Origin of the sequence: Streptomyces sp. NBC_00247 (assembly GCF_036188265.1) — a bacterium.
Taxonomy (GTDB): domain Bacteria; phylum Actinomycetota; class Actinomycetes; order Streptomycetales; family Streptomycetaceae; genus Streptomyces.
In genome coordinates, this window is record NZ_CP108093.1 from 687,749 (window position 1) to 710,382 (window position 22,634).

Genomic DNA, 22,634 nt, shown 5'->3' on the forward strand with positions numbered 1-22,634 from the left:
TTGTGGGACAACCCTTTGACGGGCGGCGGACCGTCTTCGGCCCGCCGCCGGCCGGTCAACCCGCCGCGCGCAGGGCCTCGCCCAGGATCGACGCGCCCTCCTCCGCCTCGGCGACGGAGAGGGAGAGCGGTGGGGCGATGCGCAGCACGCTGGTGCTGTGTCCGCCGCCCTTGCCGATGAGCAGTCCGCCCTCGCGCGCCGCCTCCAGGACGGCGGCCGCCGCCTCGGGGTTCGCCCGGTCGGTGCCGGGCTCCACCAGCTCGATCCCGATCATGAGTCCGCGTCCGCGTACCTCGCGTACCGAGGCCACCGGGGCGGCGAGGGCCCGCAGGCGTTCGATGAGCAGTCCGCCGACCCGGCGGGAGTTGCCCTGGAGGTCGTGGTCCAGGAGGTACGTGAGGTTGGCGAGGCCGGCGGCCATGGTGACGGGTGAACCTCCGAACGTGGAGATGGAGTTGGCGTCCAGGCAGTTCATCACCTCGGCGCGGGCGACCACTCCGCCGATGGACATGCCGTTGCCGATGCCCTTGGCGAAGGTGAGGATGTCCGGCGGCCCGTTCTCGGCGTGCGCCTGCCAGCCCCAGAAGTGGTCGCCGGTCCGGCCCCAGCCGGTCTGCACCTCGTCGGAGATCCACAGGACGCCGTGCCGGTCGAGCACCTCGCGGAAGGCCGCGTAGAGGCCGTCCGGCGGCGAGGTGAAGCCGCCGACCCCCTGGACCGGCTCGGCGATGAGCGCGGCGGGCCCCCGGGTGTGCCCGAGCAGGTCCTCCAGGTCGCGTACGCAGGCCGCGGTGAACTCGGCGTCGGTCAGATCCGCGTACGGGCCCCGGGTGCGCACCCCGCCGTGCACGTACAGGGTCTGGAGCGGGGAGAGGGTGGTGGGCGACCAACTCCGGTTGCCGGTCACCGAGACGGTCGAGAACGATCTGCCGTGGTAGCTGTTGCGCATCGCGAGGATCTGGTTGGACCCCCGGTAGGTGGTGGCGAGCAGCAGCGCGGTGTCGTTGGCCTCGGTGCCGGAGGTGGTGAAGAAGACCCGCGCGTCCGGGATGCCGGAAAGAGTGGCGACGCGCTCGGCGAGGTCCACCAGCGGGCGGTTGAGGTAGAGCGTGGACGAGTGGACGATCCGCCCGGCCTGCTCGCTGATCGCCTTGGTCACCTCGGGCAGCGCGTGCGCGGTCATCGTGGTGAGGATGCCGCCGAAGAAGTCCAGGTAGCGGTTGCCGTCCGCGTCCCAGACGTGGCGCCCCTCGCCGTGGGTGATCTCCAGGGGCCGCTCGTAGTAGAGGGTGAGCCAGTCGGGGCTGACGGCGCGGTGGCGCGTGTGGAGGTCCGTCACGGCTCCACCAGCCCGTCGTAGGCGTCCGGCCTGCGGTCGCGGTAGAAGGCCCACTGGTTGCGGACCTCCTCGATCAGGTCGAAGTCCAGGTCCCTGACGACGAGTTCCTCCTCCTTGTCGCTGGCGACGTCACCGACGAACCGGCCGCGCGGGTCCACGAAGTAGCTCGTGCCGTAGAAGTCGTTGTCGCCGTACTCCTCCCGGCCGACCCGGTTGATCGCGGCGATGAAGTACTCGTTGGCGACGGCCGAGGCGGGCTGCTCCAACTGCCAGAGGTAGCTGGAGAGTCCGCGCGAGGTGGCGGACGGGTTGTACACCAACTGCGCTCCGTTGAGACCAAGTTGACGCCACCCCTCGGGGAAGTGCCGGTCGTAGCAGATGTAGACGCCCACCTTGCCGACCGCCGTGTCGAACACGGGCCAGCCGGCGTTCCCGGGCTTGAAGTAGTACTTCTCCCAGAATCCCTTGACCTGCGGGATGTGGTGCTTGCGGTACTTGCCGAGGTACGAACCGTCGGCGTCGATCACCGCGGCGGTGTTGTAGTAGAAGCCCGACTGCTCGATCTCGAAGACCGGCACCACGACGACCATGCCGGTCTCGCGGGCCAGTTCCTGCATCCGGGAGACCGTCGGGCCGTCCGGCACCGGTTCGGCCCAGCGGTAGTGCTCCGGCTCCTGCACCTGGCAGAAGTACGGGGCGTTGAAGACTTCCTGGAACCCGATGATCTTCGCCCCCTGCCGGGCGGCCTCGCGCGCGTGCTCCTCATGTTTGGCGATCATGGATTCGGTGTCGCCGGTCCAGGTCGCCTGGACGAGTGCGGCGCGAACGACGTGGGACATGAGCTGCTCCTTCGACGCGACGTCAGAGCCTCTACGCGTTTTCTACGCGGGTGGACACGGAAGGTAGGAGGAGAACGTAAGCCCCTCCCCACGGCGGGGCAAGACCGTCGCCGTGAACCGGCCGAGTCGATCACATTTCGCAGCCGAGCGGCCCGTACCCCCACCCGACACGCCGCAAGCAGCCCGGACGGGCCCCCGGGACGCCCCCGGGCCGTTCATGACGTGCCGTCAGACGCCGGCTACGCCCGCGACCCTCAGGGCGTGCACGAGGTCCCACTCCCGGGCCGCCGACACCGCGCGGGCCGCCGCGAGCAGTCGCGGTACGAGCCGGGCCGGGCCCGCGCCGGCGACGCGTGCGGCGTCCTGCGGGGACCTGACCCGGACGAAGGCGCCCAGCAGTTCGGCCGCCTCGGCCTCCCGGCCCGCGAGGTCCAGCGCGACCGCCGCGTCGGCTATCTCCTCGGCCGGCCGGGAGGCGGCCTGCCGCAGAAGTGGCCCGCAGTCCTCACCCCGCCCGGCCTCCGCGAGGGCGGCGACCGCCGCTGCCAGCCCGGCCGGCGGCAGCGAGGACACCTCCCAGAGGAGGGTGGCCCAGTCGGCACCGAGGCCGGCGAGCCCCAACGCCACCGCCAGCACCGGCAGCCGCTCGGCGGGCCAGGCCGCCGCCTCGCACAGCACCGCGTACGCCTCTCCCGTGCGCCCCTCGGCCCGCATCGCCAGGAGCAGCGCGACCGCGTCGGCGGCGGCCCGTACGGTCTCCGGGTCCGCGGCCGGGACCGGCGCCGGCCCATCGGCACCCGCGTCCGCCGCCGGTGCGGAGGCCCCGAAGCGGGCACCCCGGGGCTTCGGAGCGGACGGGGCTGCGGAGGGCAGCAGGGGGAACACCGAGGGCGAGGGCCCGGCCTCGTCGGTCTCCAGCCCGGCGAACCGGGCGCCACGCGGCTTCCCGCGCACCGGCTTCGCAGCGGGGCGGCCTGCCGGCTCGGGCGGTGCGGGCACGGCGGGCGGCGAAGCCACGCGCCCCGTACGGGCTTTCGGGGCACGCCGTTCCCGCACCGCGCCCCCGGGACTCTCCCCGTATCCGTCCGCCCCGTATCCGTCCGCCTCGTATCCGTCCGCCTCGGGCCGGAACCAGCCGCTCGGGGCGGCGATCGCCGCCAGGCGGGTGCGGAGTTCGTCGCAGCGGGCACAGGCGCGGCGGTGGTCGTCCTGGGCCCAGGCGAGAGCCTGCCGGTCTGCGGTACGCACTCCGCCCGCCCCCGCGGCGCGCAGTCGGCGGCCCGCCTCCTCCTGCTCGCGGACCATCAACCGCAGCCGCTGGTCGAGCTCCTGACGGCCGCCGGGGAGCCGGTCGCGGGCCGCCGCCGAGGCCGAATAGAGGGAGGCGGCCCGCACGGACTCCCGTTCGGCGAATCGCGCACCGCGGGCGGCGGCCAGATCCTGCAGGAGCGACTCGACAACGTCCCAGGGCGGTATCTCCACCCCCTCGAAGCAGGCCCGCATCCCGGCGGGATCACGCCGGACGAAGACCCCGTACCAACCGCTCCCGGGATCGAGACGAGCGGCCAACTCCCCCAGGAACCGCGCGAACTCGTCCACTTCGAACACTTGTTGACGCACCGTCATCGCCGCCCTCGTCGGCCCTCGGCTGGAACCCTCCAGTCAGCTCGCATTCGACCGCAGTCGTGTTACGACGCGGCTACGCCCACTTTTCGAGTCCGAGGCACAGGGGGTCCGGGGCGCACGGCCGCGCGAGCGCCCCCAGGGGCACCCGGCCCTCTCAGAAGGTCACGGCGATCCCGGTGTGCGGCCGCTTCCCGAGCCGTACGACCATGGCCGGCCAGTCGACCAGCCAGAACTTCCAGGTGTACTTGCGGGCCAGCGCCTTGCGTACGGCCGCCATGTCCGCCCCTCCGACGAGCCGGGCGGTGCCCTCGGCGCTCGGCGCACCCTCGGCGATCCGCCCCTTGACGTCGCAGACGGTGACGCGGACTCGGGAGTCGCGGCGGAGCCGCTTCACCTTCCACGAGTCGGAGCGGGTCCAGACGTAGAGCGTCCCGCCGTCGGCCGCCGCCCATACCGGCGTGGCGACGGGGGTGCCGTCCTTGCGATAGGTGGTCAGGCTGACGTACTCGCTGCGTGCGAAATCGTGGAGAGTCACGGACCGAGCCTAAAGCGCAAGGCCGTGAAGTTAAGACGTGGGCGTTGGCGTCAAGATCTTGATGTTGAGGGTGGCTGTGTGGGTGTGCCGGTCGACTCTGAGGCTTTTGTATGCGTATCGGGATAGGGGTCGTTTCACCGCTCGGGGGCTGACGCGGAGGCGGCGGGCGGGCATGAGCTGGTCCAGGACGGCTCGGCCGATCGTTCCGACGAGGTCGATCGCGGTGTCGGCGATGATGCCTGCGGCTCGGACGATCTGATCGCGGGCGCATCGTAGTGCGACGCTGAAACTTCCCCGGTCGGGGTCGGCTCCGGGTGTGGTCCCGGTGGCGTCGGCGATCGCGATCCGCAGGGCCTGGTAGGCGCTCAGGAGGGCGTAGACCTCCTGGGAGATGCCTGCACAGGTCTGGGAGCGCAGGACTCGTCGGCCCAGCATCGACTTCTTGATCGCGAAGTAGGCAGACTCCACTTCCCATCGCTCGTGATAGAGGCTGACCAGGTCGGATGCCGGGTATCGGTGGTGGTCGAGGAGGCTGGTGGCCATTCGGTAGAGGCCGGTCGTGCGGCCCTGGCTGGTGATGATGGTGATCTCGCATTCGATGATGCGGACTTCGAGGCCGCCGAAGCGGGAGAGGTGGGAGCCGTCCTCGAAACGCTCCAGGACCGGAGGTCTGCGGGCGGCCGAGATACGGGCCAGGAAGGCGGCCTCGGTGCCGGCGACGGCGGTCAGGAACGGATTGCCGGAGAAGCCCCGGTCGAGAAGGACGATCATTCCCGCGTGCAGGGAACGGGTCAGTCGTGTGCCGTAGACGGTTTCGCCGCTGGTGCGGGGGCCGAAGGCGGCGTCCAGGACCGCGCGGGTGCCGCAGGCCACCAGCGCGGTCAGGCAGATCTGCGGGTAGCCGGAGGTCCCGTACTGGTTGGTGATCCCGCCCAGACGGGCCCGGTGCAGCGGGCTGTCGGGGACGTCGAGGCAGGTACCGTCGATCGCGACGGTCAGCAGGCCCTTGAAATGGGCGCCGGCGGTACGGATCGCCGTGGCCGGCCCGCGCAACAGGTCGAACAGGGCCTGCATGGGACGCGCCCCCAGGCGTGTCCGGGCGTGCCAGAGCGCCGTGCCGGTCACGTTCGCGACCGGTATCGCCTCCAGTGAGGCAGTGAGCTTGCGCCAGACCGCCAGGTAGCCGCAGTCGTCGAAAAGGGCCGCGGCCAGCAGCAGGTAGACCACCACCCGGGCAGGGATCTTCCGCAGCCGCTGCTGGACCGCACCTGTTTCGGCAAGGGCCGCGTCGACCATCTCGAACGGGACGATCCGGGTGAGTTCCCCCAGATGCCCGGGAGCGAACAGGCCCTTGGCTACCGTGATTTCACTCGTGATGACACACTGATCGGACAGCGGAGCCTCCGGTGCTGTGAACGGCTGTCTTGGTCGACTGCCAGTTCTACCGGGGCTCCGCTTCTCACGTCCCGGATCGCACCAGATCAACCCACACGCCAACCCGTCCCCCGAGCCGTAACTTCACGGCCTTGGCCTAAAGCGCGTTGCGGGAGCAGCGCCGTCCGCCCGGAGGGTGGGTCCGGCGGTGTCCGGTGCGTGCGATCGCAAAGCGGAGGGACACCCCGATACTGGACGTGTCGGGGCGATCCCGACAAAGCGGCGAGCCTGCGTGCCGGGCGTCGCCGGACGGGCGGGACTCTCGCAACACGCCCGAGAGGACTCGCGATGGGCCCGACAGCGGCCCTCAGGCGCCGAGCGGCAGCAGGTACCCGGCGGGGGCGGACGCCGGTCGCGCCGGCTCCGCTCCGCCCGGCGCCTCGGCGCAGCCCGCGAGGATCTCGTCCAGGGTGAGCCCGAGGGCGGCAGCGATGGCCGCCACCGTGAAGAACGCGGGCGTCGGAGCACGGCCGGTCTCGATCTTGCGGAGGGTTTCGGCGGAGAGGCCGGCGCTCGCCGCGACGGCGACCATGCTGCGCTCGCCGCGCGCCTCGCGCAGCAGGGCGCCGAGCCGTTCGCCGCGCAGGCGCTCTTCCGGGGTCAGGGGCGTTCGTACCATGCCGTCATTCTAATACCGCATCGACCGGTATAGTAATTGGTATGGTGCAACTCAAGACAGAAACCTCCCTGGCCGCGATGCGGGAGGCCGGCCGGGTCGTGGCGCAGATGCTGACCGCGACGCGCGAGGCGGCGGTGGAGGGCGTGAGCCTGCGTGACCTCGACGCCGTGGCGCACGACGTACTGCGTGAGGCCGGGGCCGGATCGCCCTTCCTCCACTACCACCCGCACTTCGCGCCCGTACCGTTTCCGGCGGTGATCTGCGCGTCGGTGAACGACGCGATCGTGCACGGAATCCCCGACGGCTACCGGCTGCGCGACGGCGACCTGGTCAGCATCGACGCGGGCGCGCTGCTGGACGGCTGGGCGGGCGACTCCGCGATCAGCTTCACCGTGGGGCGCGCGCGGCCCGCCGACACCCTGCTGATCGACACCGCGTACGCGGCGCTGGAAGCGGGCATCGCGGCGGCGGTCGTCGGCAACCGCATCGGTGACATCGCCCACGCGATCGGCACGGTCTGCCGCGCGGCGGGCTACGGCATCCCCGAGGGGTTCGGCGGGCACGGCATCGGCCGGGCCATGCACGAGGACCCGTCCGTGCCGAACGAGGGACGTCCGGGGCGGGGGCTTCCCCTGCGCAACGGCATGGTGCTGGCGATCGAGCCGATGCTGATCGCCGGCGGCGGGGACCACTTCCGGCCGGACCCGGACGGCTGGACTCTGCGGACCACGGACGGCAGCCGGGCCGCCCACGCCGAACACACCGTGGCCATCACCGACGACGGCCCCCGCATCCTGACGGCGCTCTGAGGGGCCCGGCGGGCGGACCGCGAGCGCTGCGGACCGCCCACCTCGAACCTCGGTCAGCGCCTGCCGCCGCTCGGCGTCACCACCATGGCCGAGCCGCCGCCCCGGCGTACCGTCTCCGCCGCCGCCAGCCATCGCCCGTCGGGCAACCGCTCGACGCCGGTGGCCGCTCCGATCTCCGGGTTCAGCTTGAACACATGCCCGAGGGCCTCCAGTTGGGCCCGTAGCGGGCTGTCCCACAGGGCGGGCTCGATCTCGGTGGCCGCGGCGTTGCGCTGGCTGGCGCGGGGCGCCGCGATGGCGTCGACGAGCGGCAGCCCGCGGTCGAGCCGGCCGGTCAGGGTCTGGAGCACCGTGGTGATGATGGTCGCTCCGCCGGGCGACCCGAGGGCCAGCACCGGCTTCCCGTGGTCGAGCACGATCGTCGGCGAGATCGAGGAGCGCGGGCGCTTGCCCGGTCCGGGCAGGTTCGGATCGTGCACGGCCGGGTTGGCGGGTGCGAAGGAGAAGTCCGTCAGCTCGTTGTTGAGCAGGAACCCGCGTCCGGGCACCGTGATGCCGCTGCCGCCGGTCGACTCGATGGTCAGGGTGTAGGCGACGACGTTGCCCCACTTGTCCGCGGTCGTCAGGTGGGTGGTGTTCTCCCCCTCGAAGGTCGTCGGGGCGGCGGTCCCACCCGTCGCGCACGGGGTCGGGGACGTGGGGTCGCCGGGCGCCAGCGGGCTGGTCAGCACGGCGTCGTCGCGGACGAGGCAGGCGCGCGAGTCGGCGAACCGCTGACTGAGCAGTCCGGCCGTGGGGACGTCCTCGAACGCCGGGTCGCCGACCCAGCGCCCCCGGTCCGCGAAGGCGATCCGGCTCGCCTCGACGAACCGGTGCAGATACTGCGCCTGGCTCGCCTTCGAAAGGTCGGTGGACTCCAGGATGTTGAGGGCCTCGCCGACGCTGGTGCCGCCGGACGAGGAGGGTGCGATGCCGTAGACGTCGAGTCCGCGGTAGCCCACCTTGGTCGGCGCCTGCCGCAGCGCCCGGTACGCCTTCAGGTCCTTGGTGGTCAGGTCACCGGCCCGCGCGACGCGGCCGGACGCCGGGTCGACGGGAGGCTTGCGCACGGTGCGCACGATGTCGTCGGCCAGGTCGCCCCGGTAGAGCTCCTCGACGCCCTCACGACCGAGCTTCTCGTACGTACGGGCCAGGTCCGGGTTCTTGAACACCGATCCCACGACCGGGAGTTCACCGCCGGGCAGGAAGAGCTTCGCGGTGTCCGGGAAGTCGGCGAACCTCTCCTGGTTCCCCTCGGTCTGGCTGCGGAAGGTGCCGTCCACGACGAACCCGTCACGGGCCAGGCGCTCGGCGGGTTTCAGCAGGGTGCCGAGCGACTTGGTGCCCCAGGTGTCGAGTGCCTTGTCCCAGGTGGCGGGCGTGCCGGGGGTGCCGACGCTGAGTCCGCTGGTGACGGCGTCGTTGAAGGCGAGCGGCTTGCCGTCCTCCAGGAAGAGCGAGGAGTCCGCGCTGCGCGGCGCCGTCTCGCGGCCGTCGATGGTCTGCACCGTACGGGACTTGGCGTCGTAGTGGACGAAGTACCCGCCGCCGCCGATCCCGGCCGAGTACGGTTCGGTGACGCCGAGCGCGGCGGCCGTCGCCACGGCCGCGTCCACGGCGTTGCCGCCCTTGCGCAGCACCTCGATACCGGCCGCGGTGGCGTCCGCGTCCACGCTGGCCACCGCTCCCCCGTATCCCGCGGCCACCGGCGTCTTGGCCGGTGAGCCCGGTCGTGGCGAGGATCCGGCGGGGGCTGCCGCCCCGACGGACGCCACCACGGCGAGTACGGCCAGGACCGATACGTTCCGTCCGACAGGACGACGCATGCGTACCTCCAGTTGAGAACCGTCCGCGCAGACTAACCCCGGGGCGGCCGGATCGTCAGGACCGCCTCGAACAGGCACCCGAATGCCCGCTACTATCCCCGGCCATGACCGACGACGTACGCAACATCGTGCTGGGCGTCATGGCCGCAGGGGTGAGCGCGGCTCTCGGCTGGCTCGCGCGCACCTACCTCTGGCGCCGCAAACTCCGCCGCAAGCAGGCCTTCTTCGGCCTTCCGGCCAACTCCGAATGCCTGCTGGTCGTCAACCGGGACCCGGGCACGGACGGCGCGGTGCACCGCCACGACGTCTTCGCCCTGCTGGAGCTGTCGGCGATGGTCAAGGAGTGCGGGGCGCACGCGCAGATCCTCTCCCACGACACGGCACGCCAGGGCTTCGGGGAACGTACGGAGTACTGCGTGGGCGGTCCGGGATCCAACCGGCGCATGGCCGCCCACCTCCAGTCCCTCCTTCCCGGCGTGCGGGTGAACACCGACCGCGAACCGGGCCCGGACCGGGCCTCCTTCCGCATCGGGACGGAGTACTACCCGGTGGAGAGCGGAGTCCAGGAACACGTACTGCTGGCCCGGCTGAGCATCGGCCGGGAGGCCAGGCCGGTGTTCCTCCTCTGCGGACAGCGTGCGATCACCAACCAGGCCGCGGCCCGCCATCTCGTACGCCACTACGAGAAGTTGGCGCGCACCTACCGCGACTCGACCTTCTGCCTGTTGCTGAAGGTGGTCAACTCCGAGGCGTACGGGCCCGACATGGTGGAACTCGTCGCCGACGTCACACAAGCCGCCCGGACCCCCCTCCCCGCCGCAGCCCGCACCCGCGAGAGCGGCGCGAGCGCCGACGGCTGACCCGGCGGAGCGAGCGACCGTTCGCCCTGGTGGAACCCACGTGAGGGAGCCCCGTGGCGGAGGCCGGGGACCGCGGTGCGCGGGACGAGCCCCCGGGGCCGGACCGTCGGCACGACGCCCGCGCGGCCGGACGAGGGCCCGGACCTCGCTGTAGCGGGAGTATGGGGGCGGCATAGGGGCGGATTGTGCAATGCGGGGCATGACACCACTACCACGGACGGACACCACGGCGGTCGTCGTTCAGGGGCTGGTCAAGCACTTCGGCGGGCAGTCCGGGGTGACCGCTCTCGACGGAGTGGACTTGACCGTCCGGCGCGGGACCGTTCTCGGGGTGCTCGGACCCAACGGGGCCGGCAAGACGACTCTGGTGCGGATTCTCTCGACACTCGTACGGCCCGACGCCGGCACGGCTTCGGTGGACGGGTTCGACGTGACGCGCAGTCCTCGGGACGTACGCCGCAGCATCGGTCTCACCGGACAGTACGCGGCGGTCGACGGGAAGCTCTCGGGCCGGGAGAACCTGTACCTGATCGGGCGTCTGCTGGACATGTCGCGCACGACCGCGCGGGCACGGGCCGACGAACTGCTGGAGCGGTTCTCGCTGACCGGGGCCTCGGGGCGCCAGGCGGCGACGTACTCGGGCGGCATGCGGCGGCGGCTCGACCTCGCGGCGAGCGTGATGGGCCGGCCCAGCGTGCTCTTCCTGGACGAGCCGACGACCGGGCTCGACCCGCGTACCCGCAACGAGGTGTGGGACGAGGTGCGCGGGCTCGCCGGGAACGGCACGACCGTGCTGCTGACGACCCAGTACATGGAGGAGGCCGAACGGCTCGCGGACGAGCTCACGGTCATCGACCGAGGACGCGTCATCGCGAGCGGGCCCGTGGAGGAGTTGAAGGCGCGGGTCGGCGGACGTGAGTTGCGCATCCGGCCGGAGCGCACCGAGGACCTCGGTGCGATGGCCGCTGCGCTCGTGGCGGCCGGACTGCTGGACGCGGCAGGTCCCGAAAAGGGGGCACCGGCGCCGGAGGACGCCTCGCCGGAATGCCGGTCGCCCGGGACCCCGGAGAGCGGGCCGGACGGGCCGGGAGGGGTGCTGCGGGTGCCTCTGCGCGGTCCGGAGCACCTCAGCGCGCTGGTCGGGGTGCTGGGTGCGCGTGGGTTCGCGCTGGCCGGGCTCGACACCCGGCTGCCGAGTCTGGACGAGGTGTTCCTCACGCTGACCGGCAAGGACGCCGCCCGTGACGCGCGGGCGGACGAGGCTCTCGGAGTGAACGAGGTGGCTCTCGTATGAGTGCCGTGGGGGCGCCCGGAAGGGGCGCGAGCGTGTACGCGCGGAGCGGGATCGGTCATGTGAGCGCGCTGATCAGACGGAATCTGCTGCAGATCAGAGCGGACCCGGACTCCCTGTTCGACGTCCTGCTGATGCCGGTGATCTACACCGTGCTGTTCGTGTACGTCTTCGGCGGCGCGGTGGCGGGGAGCCAGGAGGAGTACGTCCAGTACGTGATGCCGGGGCTGATGTCGATGATGGCGGTCAACATCGCCATGACGGCCGGAACCGGGATCAATTCCGACTTCAGGACGGGGGTCATGGACCGCTTCCGCACGCTGCCGATCCACCGGGCGGCCGTCCTGACCGCGAAGGTGGTCGTGGAGTGCGGGCGGATGGCGGCCGCCACCGCGGTGCTCCTCGTCATGGCGTTCCTGCTCGGGATGAGGCTGCCGGGCGGTGTTTCCGGGCTGCTGGGAGCGGTGGGGCTGACGGGGCTGTTCGGGGTGGCGCTTCTGTGGGTGTCGGTTCTGCTGGGGCTGGCGCTGAAGAGCCCGCAGGCCGTACAAGGGCTGGGGATGGTGGCCGTACTGCCCCTCCAGTTCGGAAGTTCCATCTTCGCTCCCACGTCCACCATGCCGGGCTGGCTGCACGCCTTCACCGAAGTCAACCCGCTGTCGAACCTGGCGGACGCCTGCCGGCTGCTGATCGGCACCGGCTCCGCGCCCGCCGGGACGGTCCTGACCACGGTGGGCTGGTCCGTCGGCGTCATGCTGGTGGTCGTGCCCTGGTCGGTCTCGTTGTTCGGCCGGTCCGGGAGGTGAGCGCGATGGGCGAAGCCGCGGCGGCCGGGACGGAGTCGGCGGCGGACGAGGTGTACTCCGCGTTGACCTCGTTCATCGAGGAGGAGGACTTCGTCTGCCTCGGGGCCCGGGCGGCGCTTCGGCGCGACTCGATCGAGCACCACCACTACGGCGAACTCGGTTCCGCCGCCGCCGTCACGGCCCAGCTGAAGGATCTCAGCACATTCCTGGAGACGTTCGAGCCGAGCGCGCGCAGCTTCACCTCGTTCGTCGCCACCTTCGAGGGGCCTGGACCGCTGCTCACCGAGGAGGAGTTCGAGAGCGTGTTGTGGCAGCACCTCCAGGCCCTTCACGAGCTCGACCGGACCCGGTACGGCTGGAGCGAGGCGTACGACAGCGATCCCACGTCGAAGAACTTCGCGTACTCGGTGAAGAGCCATCCCTTCTTCGTCGTGGGGCTGCACCCGGGGGCGTCCCGGCCGAGCCGCAGGTTCTCCCGGCCGGCGCTGGTCTTCAACTCGCACGAGCAGTTCAACGCGCTGGGTGTGAACTTCTTCAAATTGCGCATGAAGATACGCAAGCGGGAACGCGCCTTCCACGGCTCCGCCAACCCGAGTTTCCTGACGTACCAGGAAGAGGCCCGGCACTACGGAGGGCGGATGACGGAGCGGGAGTGGAGCTGCCCGTTCCGAGCCGGGGACGGCCCGGCGGCCCCCGCCTGAGGGCCGGCCCCCGGCTCGGTCCGCAGAGCTGTTGCGCAGAGCCGTAAACCACCCTCTGTCGGCGCGATTTCGCCACTCCTCCACCGGCGAAATCGCGCCGACAGCCGTACGACACGGCCTCCCGCTACCGTCCGCCCACGGATGTCAATCGAGGCCAGACGCTAACGGGGTAGACCATGGAGTTCCGCATCCTCGGACCGGTAGAGGCCCGCCGCGACGGCACGGTTCTGCCGCTGACCGGGTCCAAGATCCACACGGTGCTGACCGCGCTGCTGCTCGCCAGGGGGCGGGTCGTCTCGGACGGCCGGCTCAGCGAGTTCCTCTGGGGCTGGTCGCCTCCGACGACGATGAAGGCGCAGATCTACACGTACGTCTCTCGCCTGCGCAAGCAGTTCGACGGCGACGTCGAGATCGCGCGCTGCCAGCCGGGTTACGCGCTGGCGCCGGGCGACTCCTGGATCGACAGTGTCGAGTACGACCGACTGGACCGGCTGGGCCGCGAGGCCCTGGAGGCGCGGCACTTCGACAAGGCGAGCACCCTTCTGGCAGCGGCACTGGAGCTCTGGCGGGGCTCCCCCTTCGCCAGCACCAGCGAGTTTCTGTGCGAGTCCGAGGTCCCGCAGTGGGAGGAGGCGTGGTCGGCCACGCTGTCCTGCCGCATCGAGGCCGATCTGGCACGGGGTCGGCACCATGAGCTGGTCGCCGAACTGACCCGAATGGTGGCCGTCCACCCCCTCGACGAGCGGCTGCGTGCGCAGCTGATGACCGCCCTGTACCGGGCCTCCCGGCAGGGCGACGCCCTCTCCGTCTATCAGCAGGGCCGCTCGCTGCTGCGCGAGGAGCTCGGCATCGACCCCGGACCCGCACTCCGCGAGGTTCACCGGCAGGTGCTGGAGGGCAGGGAGTTCGCCTCCCCGGGCAGGACGAGAGTGGTGGCCGGGAGCACCGGCCCGTACGGCGGGCGCGGCACCACGGGGCCCGCGGGGGCCCGTGCGCCCCTGCCCGCCGTCAGGCCCGTACCCGCCATGCTGCCGCCCGACGTCACGCACTTCACCGGGCACGCGATGCCCCTCGCCGAGGTGGTGTACGAGCTGCGCGGCACGGCCCGGCCCGCTCATCCGGGCCGGCGGCACAGGGTCGTGATCACCGGAATGCCCGGGGCGGGCAAGTCCGCGCTGGCGCTGCGCGCCGCCCACCTGCTGCGGGACCAGTTCACCGACGGCCAGCTGTACGCGGACTTCGGCGGGACGGAGGACTCGCGGCCCGACGCGCAGGGCGTATTGCGGAACTTCCTGCGAGCCCTCGGGACACCCGCGCACGCGCTGCCCGAATCGGCCGAGGACCGCGTCCAGCTCTACCGGCGGATTCTCGCCGACCGGCGGGTCCTCGTCGTGCTGGACAACGTGGTGGACGCGGCGGAGGTCGCCCCGCTGCTGCCGACGGGCGCCCGGTCGCGCAGCATCCTGACCTGTCGGGCGCCGGCGGCCCTCGACGGCGCGTTCCGCCTGATCCGGCTGCACCCGCTCGGCACCGACGAGGCGCTGGCCCTTCTGGCCTCGGGGGCGGGACCCGAACGCGTCGCGGCCGAGGCCAGCGCCGCGGTCTCGCTGGCGGAGCTCTGCGACCACTCGCCGCTCGCCCTGCGGATCTGCGCGCTGCGGCTGGCGGAGGACCCGAGGGCCCGGGTGACCGCGCTGCTGTCCCGGCTGCTGCCCGCCCGGCGGCGGCTGGACGAGCTGAGGCACGGCGGCCTGGACGTCCGGTCCGGCCTGCGTTCCGCTTACGCCGCGCTGCCCGCCTCGTCCGTGAGGACGCTGCGCCGGCTGACAGTCCTGGCGGAGAACGACTTCTCGGCGGCGGGCGCCACCGCGGTGCTGCGGACCGACGAGCGGGAGGCCGAGGAGGCCCTGGAGGCTCTGGCGGACGCGCGGCTGATCGACGTGACGGGGGTCGGGCCCGACCAGCGGCTCATCTACCGACTGCCCTCGCTGGTGCGTCTGTTCGCCCAGGAGCAGCCTCCGGAGCCCGCCGCGGGGAAACCGTCGGGGCAGCACTGGGAGCAGCCGCCGGTCCGGGAGTGGGGGCGCGCGAAGCCCCAGGGATAGGCACCGCGAGGTGCGCGGGATCGTCGTGCGCTCCCGGCCTCCGGTTCAGGCCCCGGGGCCGGGTGGGTGCAGGACGACGGCGCCGGCGTCGTACGTCGCCCCTGGCCTTTCCGGGGCGACGGCCGGGCGCGCCACCGCCGCGATCCACGGGCCGTCGATCGGCACGTCGTGCACCTGCCACCAGGTGGGGACGTGTCCTCGGTCGTGGAAGGCGATCCGCACGGGCCCGGGATCCTCGGGACGGACCTCCAGCCGGGTGAGGTCGGCTCCCAGCAGGCCGCTGCCCGCGGCCTTGACGACGGCTTCCTTCCGGGTCCAGCAGCGCAGGTGCCGCTGAGCGCGGGCGGGCCCGTCGGGAACGCCGAGCACGTGGGCGCGCTCGCGCGCGGTGAGGACCACGTCGGCGAGCCCTTCCGCGTCGACCGGGCGGAGCGCCTCCACGTCGATGCCGACCGAGGTGTCCGCGCAGACGGCCAGCATCCCGTATCCCTCGGTGCGGGAGAGGCTGACGGCCAGGGGGTACGGGGGGCGCAGCAGGAGCGGCGGGCCGTGCCGCGGTGCCCCACAGGCCGGGCAAGGGCGATTGCCCAGGGAGATGTCCTGGGCGCGCACGTCGAGGAGTCCGCCGAGTGCCCTCCGTGCGAACGCCCGGGTACGGCCGAACGCGGCGCCGTCCCGGGGCAGGTGGTGGTCGCGTACACGACGGAGTTCGGCCTCGTCGAGCAGGGCGAGGTCGTCGGCGTCCGGGGTCCCGCCGGTCCGCCGGCCCCAGACATGGATGTCGCCTGTGCGGCGGAGCTCTTCCAGCACCTCCGCGGCGGAGCGCCGTCCCCCCGGCGCCGTCGCGCCGTCGTTCGTGCGGCCTTCTCCGCCGTCATGCGTGGCGCGGGTGGTCGTCACTGTGTCCCCTCGGGATTCGAGTGCTGGTCAGGCTCTCTCCTCTTCCCGGACGCCGTCCGGTCGCGCTCCGTCCTCGCGCCCGGTCAGGCCCGCGTTCTGTCACGGTTCGCGCGGTACCGGTACCGCAGCGGGCCGACGACCAGCCAGACGACGGTCACGAGGGCGAACTGGGCGACCAGGTTCCAGAGGCCGGACGCCTGAGCGCCCGGGTCCGCGACGGCCGACATCAGCAGGGTGAGCGCGGCGGCCACCGCGCAGGCGGTGGCACACCGCAGCCACAGCCTCCATTCGTGCCGTACCCGTTCGGGCCCGGACTCCGGCGGTTTCGGGGGGGCCGGGGCGCCGGTGGCCCGATGGGCCGACCAGGCGTCGGCTCGGCGGACGATCTCGGGGCCGAAGCCGATCGAGACGCCGAGGTAGACGGCGGCCAGCCCGTGGGTGGCTCCGGCGGTGCCGCCGGAGCGCAGGTCGGCGACGGAGAAGGCGACGAGCGCGAGGTCGGTGAGCGGCACGCAGAGCAGCAGCACCGCGCCGAGACGGCCGGCGCGCAGGGCGTACCGGGCGAGGAGCCCGAGTACCAGGAACGCCCAGAAGGCGATCTCGCAGACGACGATCGCGCCGATCACCAGCCCGTCGCCCTCCAGGGCGTACGGGACGGCACGGGCGGCTGCACTCATGCGGGGGCTCCGGCCGGCGGGCGGATCGCGCCGGGGCGGTCCCCGACGGCGTGCGCACCGCCGTCGACGTGGATGATCTCGCCGGTGGTCGCCGGGAACCAGTCGGAGAGCAGGGCCACGCAGGCGCGTGCCACAGGGGCGAAGTGCTCCGCGTCCCAGCCGAGCGGAGCCCTGGTCGCCCACTCCTCGGCCGCGTCGAATCCGGTCCCGGAGCCGATGTTGACAGCCGCGGTGGTACGCAGAGGGCCTGCGGCCACCAGATTGACGCGGACTCCGCCGGCTCCGAGGTAGGAGGCGAGGTAGCGGGCGCAGGACTCCAGGCCGGCTTTGGCCACTCCCATCCAGTCGTACTCCGCCCAGGCGCGGGTGGCGTCGAAGTCGAGACCCACGACGCTGGAGCCTTCGCCGAGCAGGGGCAGGGCGGCACGGGTGAGTGCCTGGAGCGAGTACGTCGAGACCTGCACCGCCCGGGCGACATCGTCCCACTCGGTGGTCATGAAGTTGCCCCCGAGGGCGCCGGCCGGGGCTCCCGCCACCGAGTGGAGGACTCCGTCGAGATGATCGGTGTGATCGCTCAACCGCGCTGCGAGAGAATTGAGTTGGGACTTGTCGGTGACGTCGAGTTCCAGTACCGGCGGCGGTTCGGGAAGCCTGCGGGCGATCCGTTCGACGAGGCTCATCCGTCCGTACCCGGTGAGGAGCACCGTGGCGCCCTGCTCCTGGGCGAGGCGGGCCGTGTGGAAGGCGATCGAGTTCTGGGTGAGGACGCCGGTGACGAGTACCGTCTTCCCCTTGAGCAGGTCCATATTCTTTCCCTCTCGAATCTACAGGGGGTCTATATTCGGCCAATATTTGCAAAGATGGCGCCCCGAGGAACCCGGAACGCCATTACGATGCACGCGAGAACATTAGACCAGCTGCTGTCGCGCAGGGAAGAGGAACTGAATCAATGCTGTGGATTCTTGATATTGGCGGCGTACTCCTGCTCCTCCAGGGGATCGCTCCCGTCGTCCAGCGGATGAGCGGGAAGGACCCGGAGGAGAGTTTTTTCATCGTGAACTCGTTTCCCGGAAATGAAGGCCTGGCCAGCGCGATCCTCATTCTGGGCGGAATCGCCCTGCTCAGCGCGGCCGTCCGCGTCCGGCGCGCCCGCAAAGGCTGAACCGGGCACGGACGGCGTTCTCAGCGCAGGGCACGCGCGACCAGCGCGGCGACGGCACCCAGGACCGGCCCCTCGTGTTCCCGGAGGTAGAAATGACCGCCGTCGAAGACGTGATCGGTACAGGCGCCCGCCGTCAGTTCCCGCCACGCGAAAGCCCCTTCCGCGGTGACCTCGGTGTCGTCGCGCCCACGGAGGACGGCGATCGGCGCCCGGACCGGGGCGGCGCTCTCCAGGCGGTACTCCTCGACCAGCCGGTAGTCGGCCCTGATCATCGGGAGCAGCAGCTCCCGCAGGTCGGGGTCGTCCAGGGCGGTCGATCCGGCGGTGGAGAAGCCCCGGATCTCGTCGATGATCTCGTCGTCGGAACGGGGCCGGCGGGCCCCGTCCGGCCGGGGCTGCGGGGCGGAGCGCCCGGACAGCAGCAGCAGTCGGGGCATCAGGCCTTCGGCCTCGCACCGGCCGGCGACCTCCCACGCCACGTTGGCGCCCATGCTGTGCCCGAAGAGGATCACGTCCTTGTCGAACAGCGGGCGGACGGCATCGGTGATCCCGTCAGCCAGCTCGGCCATGCGGGACAGGGGCGTCTCGGCGAAACGGTCCTCGCGGCCGGGGTACTGCACGGCGTGGAAGTCGATCCCGGCCGGCAGCAGGCCGGGCCAGCCCCGGTAGAACCCGGCGGAGCCACCGGCGTGCGGCAGGCACACCAGGTTGACCGCGGCCCCGGGGCGCGGCTGCCAGTTGCGCAGCCACCGGGTCCCCGCCTCCTTCGCCGCGGTCCCCCCGGCGCCGGCGCCGCCGACGGCCCCCATCAGTCCTTCGCCCCGGCCATCTCGCGGACCAGGCTCGCGGGCCGCAGGTCGGTCCACTCGCGCTCGACGTAGTCCAGGGCGTCCTGCCGGGCTCCGGGGCCGAAGACCTGGCTCCAGCCCGCCGGGACGTCGGCGAACGCCGGCCACAGCGAGTGCTGGCCCTCGTCGTTGACCAGGACGTAGAACTCGGCCTCATTGTCCTCGAAGGGATTCACCACAGCCTCTTCCTTTTCTCCGATTTCCAGCAGGATGCCACAACACTAGTTAGTCGAATTCATTTCCGCAATAGCCTTTCCGACTTCCGCGAGAATACCAGGGAGGGCTATTTCTTCGTGCTTGACGGCGAGTTCGTGAAGGGTGATCGTGCCGCTGACGTGGGCTGCCCAGCGCCGCACGTCGCGCCGGTCCGCGTCCACCGTCCAGTCGGCGGCCCGGAAGAACACCAGGTCACCGTCGAACAGACCGTGCCGGTAATTCAGAATCGCTCGTGCGTGCAGGAGGTACGTCTCCAGGACGGCTTCTGCCACGGCGTCGCCGACCCGTCCCAGGGCGCTCTCGCCGAGCTCCTCCCGTACGAGCTCCAGGGCCCTGTCCCGGGCGTCCGGCGCCTGCGGATCGGGCAGCGCGTCCCCGAAGGTCTCGGCGAGGATCGCGTCCCGGCCCACCGTCTCCCCTCCCTCTCCGGGCGGTTGGGCCGGATAGGAGTCCAGTACGACGAGTTGCTCGACCCGGTCGCCGCGCTCCTGGAGGCGTACGGCGACCTCGTGGGCGAGGTGCCCGCCGGCCGACCAGCCGAGCAGCCGGTAGGGGCCGCTCGGCCGGATGCGGGTGATGTGCTCGACGTAGTGTCCGGCGAGCGCGTCGAGGGTCTCGTCCGCCAACACCCCGGTGAGGCCCGGCGACTGGAGGCCGTACACGGGCTGGCGGGGATCGAGGCCACCGAGCAGTCCGGCGTAGCACCAGCTCAGTCCGGCGCCCGGGGGCAGACAGAACAGAGGCGGCAGACTGCCTGCGGTGCGCAGCTCCAGCACGGGGCCGAGGCCGCCGGATTCGAGGTCGCGGCCGCCCAGCAGAGCGGCGAGGGCCGCCGGGGTCGGGGCGGCGAACACCGAGCGGACACCGATCTCGGCGCCGAGTGCGGCGCGGACCCGGTTGACCAGACGGGTCGCCGTGAGGGAATGGCCGCCGAGGTCGAAGAAGCTGTCGTCCACGCCGACCCTCTCCAGTCCGAGCACCTCGGCGAAGGCCGCGCACAGAGCCTGTTCGGTGGCGGTACGCGCTTCCCGGCCACCGGCTGCGGCCTTGAGATCGGGGGCGGGCAGCGCCCTCCGGTCGAGCTTGCCGTTGGCGGTCAGCGGCAGTTCACCGAGGCGGACGAAGGCTGACGGCACCATGTACGCGGGCAGCGCGGCCGAGGCCCGCTCGCGGAGCGCGGATTCCTCCGGAGGCGCCGCGGGGTCGACGGGGACCACGTACGCGACGAGACGCTCCCCGCCCGGCCGGCCGCCGACCACGACCCTGGCGTGCGCGACGCCGGGAGCGGCGGCGAGCACGGACTCGATCTCGCCCGGCTCGACGCGCAGTCCGCGGATCTTGACCTGGTCGTCGGTGCGGCCCAGGTACTCCAGCGCTCCGTCCTCCCGCCACCGCACGAGGTCGCCGGTGCGGTACATCCGAGCGCCGGGCCGGTCCGCGGTGAACGGGTCGGCGACGAACCGCTCCGCGGTGAGAGCCGGCCGACCGAGATAACCGCGCGCCAACTGCACTCCCGCCAGGTGAAGTTCACCGACGACACCGGGCGGGACCGGGCGCAGCGCACCGTCCAGGACGTAGAGACGGGTGTTGTGCACGGGCCGGCCGATCGGCACCGGAGCCCCGCCGGGGACGCAGTCCCAATGGGTGACGTCGACGGCCGCCTCGGTCGGCCCGTACAGATTGTGCACGGGTGCGCCGAGTACCTCGACCGCAAGGCCGGCACTCGCGCCCGGGAGCGCCTCGCCGCTGCACAGGACGCGGCGCAGCACTCCGGCGGCGCGGACGGCGGTGGAGTCCTGGAGGAACGCGTCCAGCATCGAGGGGACGAAGTGCGCGGTGGTGACCCTCTGGGCGGCGATGGTCTCGGCCAGGTAGGCGGGGTCGCGGTGGCCGTCCGGCTTGGCGACGACGATGGAGGAGCCGGTGAGCAGCGGCCAGAAGAACTCCCACACCGAGACGTCGAACCCGAACGGTGTCTTCTGCAGGACCCGGTCGTCGGACGTGAGGGCGTACCTGTCCTGTGCCCAGAGCAGCCGGTTGACGACGGCGGAGTGCGGGACCCCCACCCCCTTGGGGGTGCCGGTGGAGCCGGAGGTGAAGATGACGTAGGCGAGGTGGCCGGGGCGCAGCGGCGCCGCACGCTCACCGTCGGTGACGGGGTGGTGGGGCAGGGCCGCGAGTTCGCCTGCGGTGGCCGGGGCGTCGAGGACGATCGTGCGGACCTCGCGGGCCGCGGCGCACGCGAGAACGGCGGGCCGGTCCTCGGCCGTGCGCCGGTCGGTGACCAGGCCGACAGCGCCCGCCGTACGGAGCATCGACTCGACCCGTTCCGGCGGGAGTTCGGGGTCCACCGGCAGGTAGGCGGCACCCGCCTTGAGTACGGCGAGGAGGCTGACGACGAGGTCCCGACCCCGGGACATGGCGACGGCCACCGGCCGGTCGGGGCCCGCGCCCCGGTCCATGAGGAGGCGGGCCAGCCGGTTGGCGTCGGCGTGCAGCTCGGCGTAGGTGGTCACCGTCCACTCCGTACCCTGCCCGCCCGCCGGGTCGGGCGCGTGGTGTCGGAGGGCGACGGCCTCGGGCGACCGCGGCACGCGCTCCTCCAGGAGCGCGGTGAGCGTGGTGTCCGGGACGGGGTGCGCGGTGTCGTTCCAGGCGGTGAGAACCTGGTGCCGTTCGTCCTCGTCGATCAGGACGAGGTCCCGTACGGTCAGGTCGGGATCGTCCGCGAAGGCGGCCAGAACCCGGCGGAGCCGGTTGCCGAGGCGGGCGGCGGCCCTGGGGGCGAGGAGGTCGGGGCGGTGGTCGAGGCGGAAGCGGAGCTGTTCGCCCGGAAGGCCGAGGAGGGTGACCGCGTAGTGGGTGGCGTCCCGCGCCTCCATGTCGGTGATCTCCACTCCGCCGGCGAGCTGCGGGGCGGTGGCCGCGTCGACCGGATAGTTCTCGAAGACCGTGGTGGTGTCGAAGAGATCCTGAAGGCCCGACCGGCTCTGAATTTCCGCGAGTTGCACGAACTGGTGACCGGTGAGCGCGGACTGCCGGGCCTGGAGGCCGGTGAGGAGGTCAGAGAGCCGGTCCTCGGGCCTCCATGTCACCCGTACCGGGAGGGTGTTGATGAGCAGGCCGACCATGGTCTCGACGCCGGGCAGCTCGGGCGGGCGGCCGGAGACGGTGCCGCCGAAGACCACGTCGTCCCGGCCCAGGAGCTGCCCGAGGACGAGTCCCCAGGCACCCTGTACCAGGGTGTTGAGGGTCCAGCCCCGGCTGCGGGCCCGCGCGGTGAGGGCCCGTGTCTCGTCCCGGCTCAGCTCGACCGACAGGGTTTCGGGGAGAAGCGCCCCACCCTGCTCGGCGCCGGCGCCGAGCAGGGTGGGGCCGGTGAGGCCTGCCAGCTCGCGGGACCAGGCGGCGAGGGCGGCGGGGCGGTCCTGGCGGGCCAGCCAGGAGAGGTAGTCCCGGTAGGGAGTGACCCGGCGCATGCCCGTTTCGTCGCCGCCGCGCTCGTACAGCTCGAAGAGGTCGTCCAGCAGGACGGGCACGGACCAGCCGTCGAGCAGGATGTGGTGCAGGGTGATCAGCAGCCGGTGGGAACCGTCGGGCTGCCGGGCGAGGACGAAGCGGAGCAGGACGTCCTCGTCCAGCACGAATCGGCGTGCCCTTTCGGCTTCCCGCAGGGCGTCGAAGTCACCGGGTGTCCGGTCGGCCCCGGACCGGGCGTCCGAGAAGTCGACCTCCCTCCAAGGGATGTCGACCTCACTGCGGACGACCTGGACGGGCTGGTCCATGCCCTCGTGGACGAAGAGCGCCCGCAGGTTGGGGTGGCGGCGCAGGAGCGCTCCGACGGCGGTCCGCAGGCGCGCCGCGTCGAGGGGGCCGCGCAGCTCGACGGCGAGCTGCACGGTGTAGAGGTCCGGGCCTTCGTCCTCGTACAGGGCGTGGAACAGCAGCCCGGACTGCAACGACGACAGGGGCAGAACATCCTCTATCCGGCTCTGGGACATC

20 protein-coding genes are annotated in these 22,634 nt (G+C 72.0%); 7 read left to right on the forward strand and 13 right to left on the reverse strand.

Going from position 1 to position 22,634, the window contains the following annotated elements; all coding sequences use genetic code 11:
• Positions 1-55 precede the first annotated feature (55 nt).
• From OHT52_RS02710 to OHT52_RS02735, 6 genes are all read right to left on the reverse strand, one after another.
• A complete protein-coding gene (locus OHT52_RS02710) occupies positions 56-1,339 on the reverse strand; it encodes an aspartate aminotransferase family protein (RefSeq protein ID WP_328718488.1) in 1,284 nt (427 codons plus the stop codon).
• Positions 1,336-2,178: a nitrilase-related carbon-nitrogen hydrolase gene (locus OHT52_RS02715; RefSeq protein ID WP_328718489.1), complete on the reverse strand. Its 843-nt coding sequence runs from the start codon at positions 2,176-2,178 to the stop codon at positions 1,336-1,338. Before OHT52_RS02715 ends, OHT52_RS02710 begins: the two co-directional genes overlap by 4 nt.
• Before the next feature lie 228 nt (positions 2,179-2,406).
• Positions 2,407-3,804: a hypothetical protein gene (locus OHT52_RS02720; protein WP_328718490.1), complete on the reverse strand. Its 1,398-nt coding sequence runs from the start codon at positions 3,802-3,804 to the stop codon at positions 2,407-2,409.
• Positions 3,805-3,958: 154 nt separating this feature from the next.
• Positions 3,959-4,339: a PPOX class F420-dependent oxidoreductase gene (locus OHT52_RS02725; RefSeq protein WP_328718491.1), complete on the reverse strand. Its 381-nt coding sequence runs from the start codon at positions 4,337-4,339 to the stop codon at positions 3,959-3,961.
• 30 nt (positions 4,340-4,369) lie between these two features.
• Positions 4,370-5,734 carry an IS4 family transposase gene (locus OHT52_RS02730; RefSeq protein WP_328723591.1) on the reverse strand — a complete coding sequence of 455 codons (1,365 nt, stop codon included), beginning with the start codon at positions 5,732-5,734 and terminating at the stop codon, positions 4,370-4,372.
• A 346-nt stretch (positions 5,735-6,080) separates the two neighbouring features.
• Positions 6,081-6,392: a helix-turn-helix domain-containing protein gene (locus OHT52_RS02735; protein ID WP_328718492.1), complete on the reverse strand. Its 312-nt coding sequence runs from the start codon at positions 6,390-6,392 to the stop codon at positions 6,081-6,083.
• Between the two features lie 41 nt (positions 6,393-6,433).
• Between OHT52_RS02735 and map the strand changes: the two genes are divergently transcribed.
• On the forward strand, positions 6,434-7,201 hold the full coding sequence (gene map, locus OHT52_RS02740) for a type I methionyl aminopeptidase (protein WP_328718493.1): 768 nt from the start codon (positions 6,434-6,436) through the stop codon (positions 7,199-7,201).
• Between the two features lie 53 nt (positions 7,202-7,254).
• On the opposite strand, the gene ggt is transcribed toward map, so the two are convergent.
• Positions 7,255-9,066: a gamma-glutamyltransferase gene (gene ggt, locus OHT52_RS02745; protein WP_328718494.1), complete on the reverse strand. Its 1,812-nt coding sequence runs from the start codon at positions 9,064-9,066 to the stop codon at positions 7,255-7,257.
• 104 nt (positions 9,067-9,170) lie between these two features.
• On the opposite strand from ggt, the gene OHT52_RS02750 reads away from it, so the two are divergent.
• The 5 genes from OHT52_RS02750 to OHT52_RS02770 all read left to right on the forward strand — a co-directional run bounded on the left by OHT52_RS02750 (position 9,171) and on the right by OHT52_RS02770 (position 14,829).
• Positions 9,171-9,926, forward strand: a complete 756-nt coding sequence (locus OHT52_RS02750; RefSeq protein ID WP_328718495.1) for a hypothetical protein — start codon at positions 9,171-9,173, stop codon at positions 9,924-9,926.
• A 199-nt stretch (positions 9,927-10,125) separates the two neighbouring features.
• Positions 10,126-11,220: an ATP-binding cassette domain-containing protein gene (locus OHT52_RS02755; protein WP_328718496.1), complete on the forward strand. Its 1,095-nt coding sequence runs from the start codon at positions 10,126-10,128 to the stop codon at positions 11,218-11,220.
• Positions 11,217-12,023: an ABC transporter permease gene (locus tag OHT52_RS02760; protein ID WP_328718497.1), complete on the forward strand. Its 807-nt coding sequence runs from the start codon at positions 11,217-11,219 to the stop codon at positions 12,021-12,023. The genes OHT52_RS02755 and OHT52_RS02760 overlap by 4 nt, the downstream gene beginning before the upstream one ends.
• 5 nt (positions 12,024-12,028) lie before the next feature.
• Complete coding sequence (gene gntA, locus OHT52_RS02765) at positions 12,029-12,724, forward strand: guanitoxin biosynthesis heme-dependent pre-guanitoxin N-hydroxylase GntA (RefSeq protein WP_328718498.1); 696 nt, start codon at positions 12,029-12,031, stop codon at positions 12,722-12,724.
• A gap of 176 nt (positions 12,725-12,900) precedes the next feature.
• Positions 12,901-14,829: an AfsR/SARP family transcriptional regulator gene (locus OHT52_RS02770; RefSeq protein WP_328718499.1), complete on the forward strand. Its 1,929-nt coding sequence runs from the start codon at positions 12,901-12,903 to the stop codon at positions 14,827-14,829.
• A 45-nt stretch (positions 14,830-14,874) separates the two neighbouring features.
• Here OHT52_RS02770 and OHT52_RS02775 read toward each other — a convergent pair whose 3' ends face one another.
• The 3 genes from OHT52_RS02775 to fabI all read right to left on the reverse strand — a co-directional run bounded on the left by OHT52_RS02775 (position 14,875) and on the right by fabI (position 17,212).
• Entirely contained in the window at positions 14,875-15,729 is an 855-nt protein-coding gene (locus OHT52_RS02775; protein WP_328718500.1) for a 4'-phosphopantetheinyl transferase family protein, read from the reverse strand.
• An 83-nt stretch (positions 15,730-15,812) separates the two neighbouring features.
• Entirely contained in the window at positions 15,813-16,406 is a 594-nt protein-coding gene (locus OHT52_RS02780) for a hypothetical protein (protein ID WP_328718501.1), read from the reverse strand.
• Positions 16,403-17,212 (reverse strand): enoyl-ACP reductase FabI, encoded by an 810-nt coding sequence (gene fabI / locus OHT52_RS02785; RefSeq protein WP_328718502.1) that lies wholly within the window; start codon positions 17,210-17,212, stop codon positions 16,403-16,405. The genes OHT52_RS02780 and fabI overlap by 4 nt, the downstream gene beginning before the upstream one ends.
• Positions 17,213-17,355: 143 nt before the next feature.
• Between fabI and OHT52_RS02790 the strand changes: the two genes are divergently transcribed.
• On the forward strand, positions 17,356-17,568 hold the full coding sequence (locus OHT52_RS02790) for a hypothetical protein (RefSeq protein WP_328718503.1): 213 nt from the start codon (positions 17,356-17,358) through the stop codon (positions 17,566-17,568).
• Between the two features lie 20 nt (positions 17,569-17,588).
• Here the strand turns inward: OHT52_RS02790 and OHT52_RS02795 are convergent, their stop codons facing one another.
• Genes OHT52_RS02795 through OHT52_RS02805 form a run of 3 tightly spaced genes read right to left on the reverse strand, consistent with a single transcriptional unit; the run spans position 17,589 to position 22,633 of the window.
• Positions 17,589-18,377, reverse strand: a complete 789-nt coding sequence (locus OHT52_RS02795) for a thioesterase II family protein (protein ID WP_328718504.1) — start codon at positions 18,375-18,377, stop codon at positions 17,589-17,591.
• Entirely contained in the window at positions 18,377-18,595 is a 219-nt protein-coding gene (locus OHT52_RS02800) for an MbtH family protein (RefSeq protein WP_328718505.1), read from the reverse strand. The genes OHT52_RS02795 and OHT52_RS02800 overlap by 1 nt, the downstream gene beginning before the upstream one ends.
• A gap of 42 nt (positions 18,596-18,637) precedes the next feature.
• A complete protein-coding gene (locus OHT52_RS02805) occupies positions 18,638-22,633 on the reverse strand; it encodes an amino acid adenylation domain-containing protein (RefSeq protein WP_328718507.1) in 3,996 nt (1,331 codons plus the stop codon).
• Position 22,634 lies beyond the last annotated feature (1 nt).

Bases quoted from the DNA above. Each gene is read 5' to 3' on its own strand.
- OHT52_RS02795 (WP_328718504.1), bottom strand. From the start codon at position 18,377: ATGGGGGCCGTCGGCGGCGCCGGCGCCGGGGGGACCGCGGCGAAGGAG.
- OHT52_RS02735 (WP_328718492.1), bottom strand. From the start codon at position 6,392: ATGGTACGAACGCCCCTGACCCCGGAAGAGCGCCTGCGCGGCGAACGG.
- OHT52_RS02720 (WP_328718490.1), bottom strand. From the start codon at position 3,804: ATGACGGTGCGTCAACAAGTGTTCGAAGTGGACGAGTTCGCGCGGTTC.
- ggt (WP_328718494.1), bottom strand. From the start codon at position 9,066: ATGCGTCGTCCTGTCGGACGGAACGTATCGGTCCTGGCCGTACTCGCC.
- OHT52_RS02760 (WP_328718497.1), top strand. From the start codon at position 11,217: ATGAGTGCCGTGGGGGCGCCCGGAAGGGGCGCGAGCGTGTACGCGCGG.
- gntA (WP_328718498.1), top strand. From the start codon at position 12,029: ATGGGCGAAGCCGCGGCGGCCGGGACGGAGTCGGCGGCGGACGAGGTG.
- map (WP_328718493.1), top strand. From the start codon at position 6,434: ATGGTGCAACTCAAGACAGAAACCTCCCTGGCCGCGATGCGGGAGGCC.
- OHT52_RS02805 (WP_328718507.1), bottom strand. From the start codon at position 22,633: ATGTCCCAGAGCCGGATAGAGGATGTTCTGCCCCTGTCGTCGTTGCAG.
- OHT52_RS02755 (WP_328718496.1), top strand. From the start codon at position 10,126: ATGACACCACTACCACGGACGGACACCACGGCGGTCGTCGTTCAGGGG.
- OHT52_RS02780 (WP_328718501.1), bottom strand. From the start codon at position 16,406: ATGAGTGCAGCCGCCCGTGCCGTCCCGTACGCCCTGGAGGGCGACGGG.
- fabI (WP_328718502.1), bottom strand. From the start codon at position 17,212: ATGGACCTGCTCAAGGGGAAGACGGTACTCGTCACCGGCGTCCTCACC.
- OHT52_RS02790 (WP_328718503.1), top strand. From the start codon at position 17,356: ATGCTGTGGATTCTTGATATTGGCGGCGTACTCCTGCTCCTCCAGGGG.
- OHT52_RS02715 (WP_328718489.1), bottom strand. From the start codon at position 2,178: ATGTCCCACGTCGTTCGCGCCGCACTCGTCCAGGCGACCTGGACCGGC.
- OHT52_RS02770 (WP_328718499.1), top strand. From the start codon at position 12,901: ATGGAGTTCCGCATCCTCGGACCGGTAGAGGCCCGCCGCGACGGCACG.
- OHT52_RS02750 (WP_328718495.1), top strand. From the start codon at position 9,171: ATGACCGACGACGTACGCAACATCGTGCTGGGCGTCATGGCCGCAGGG.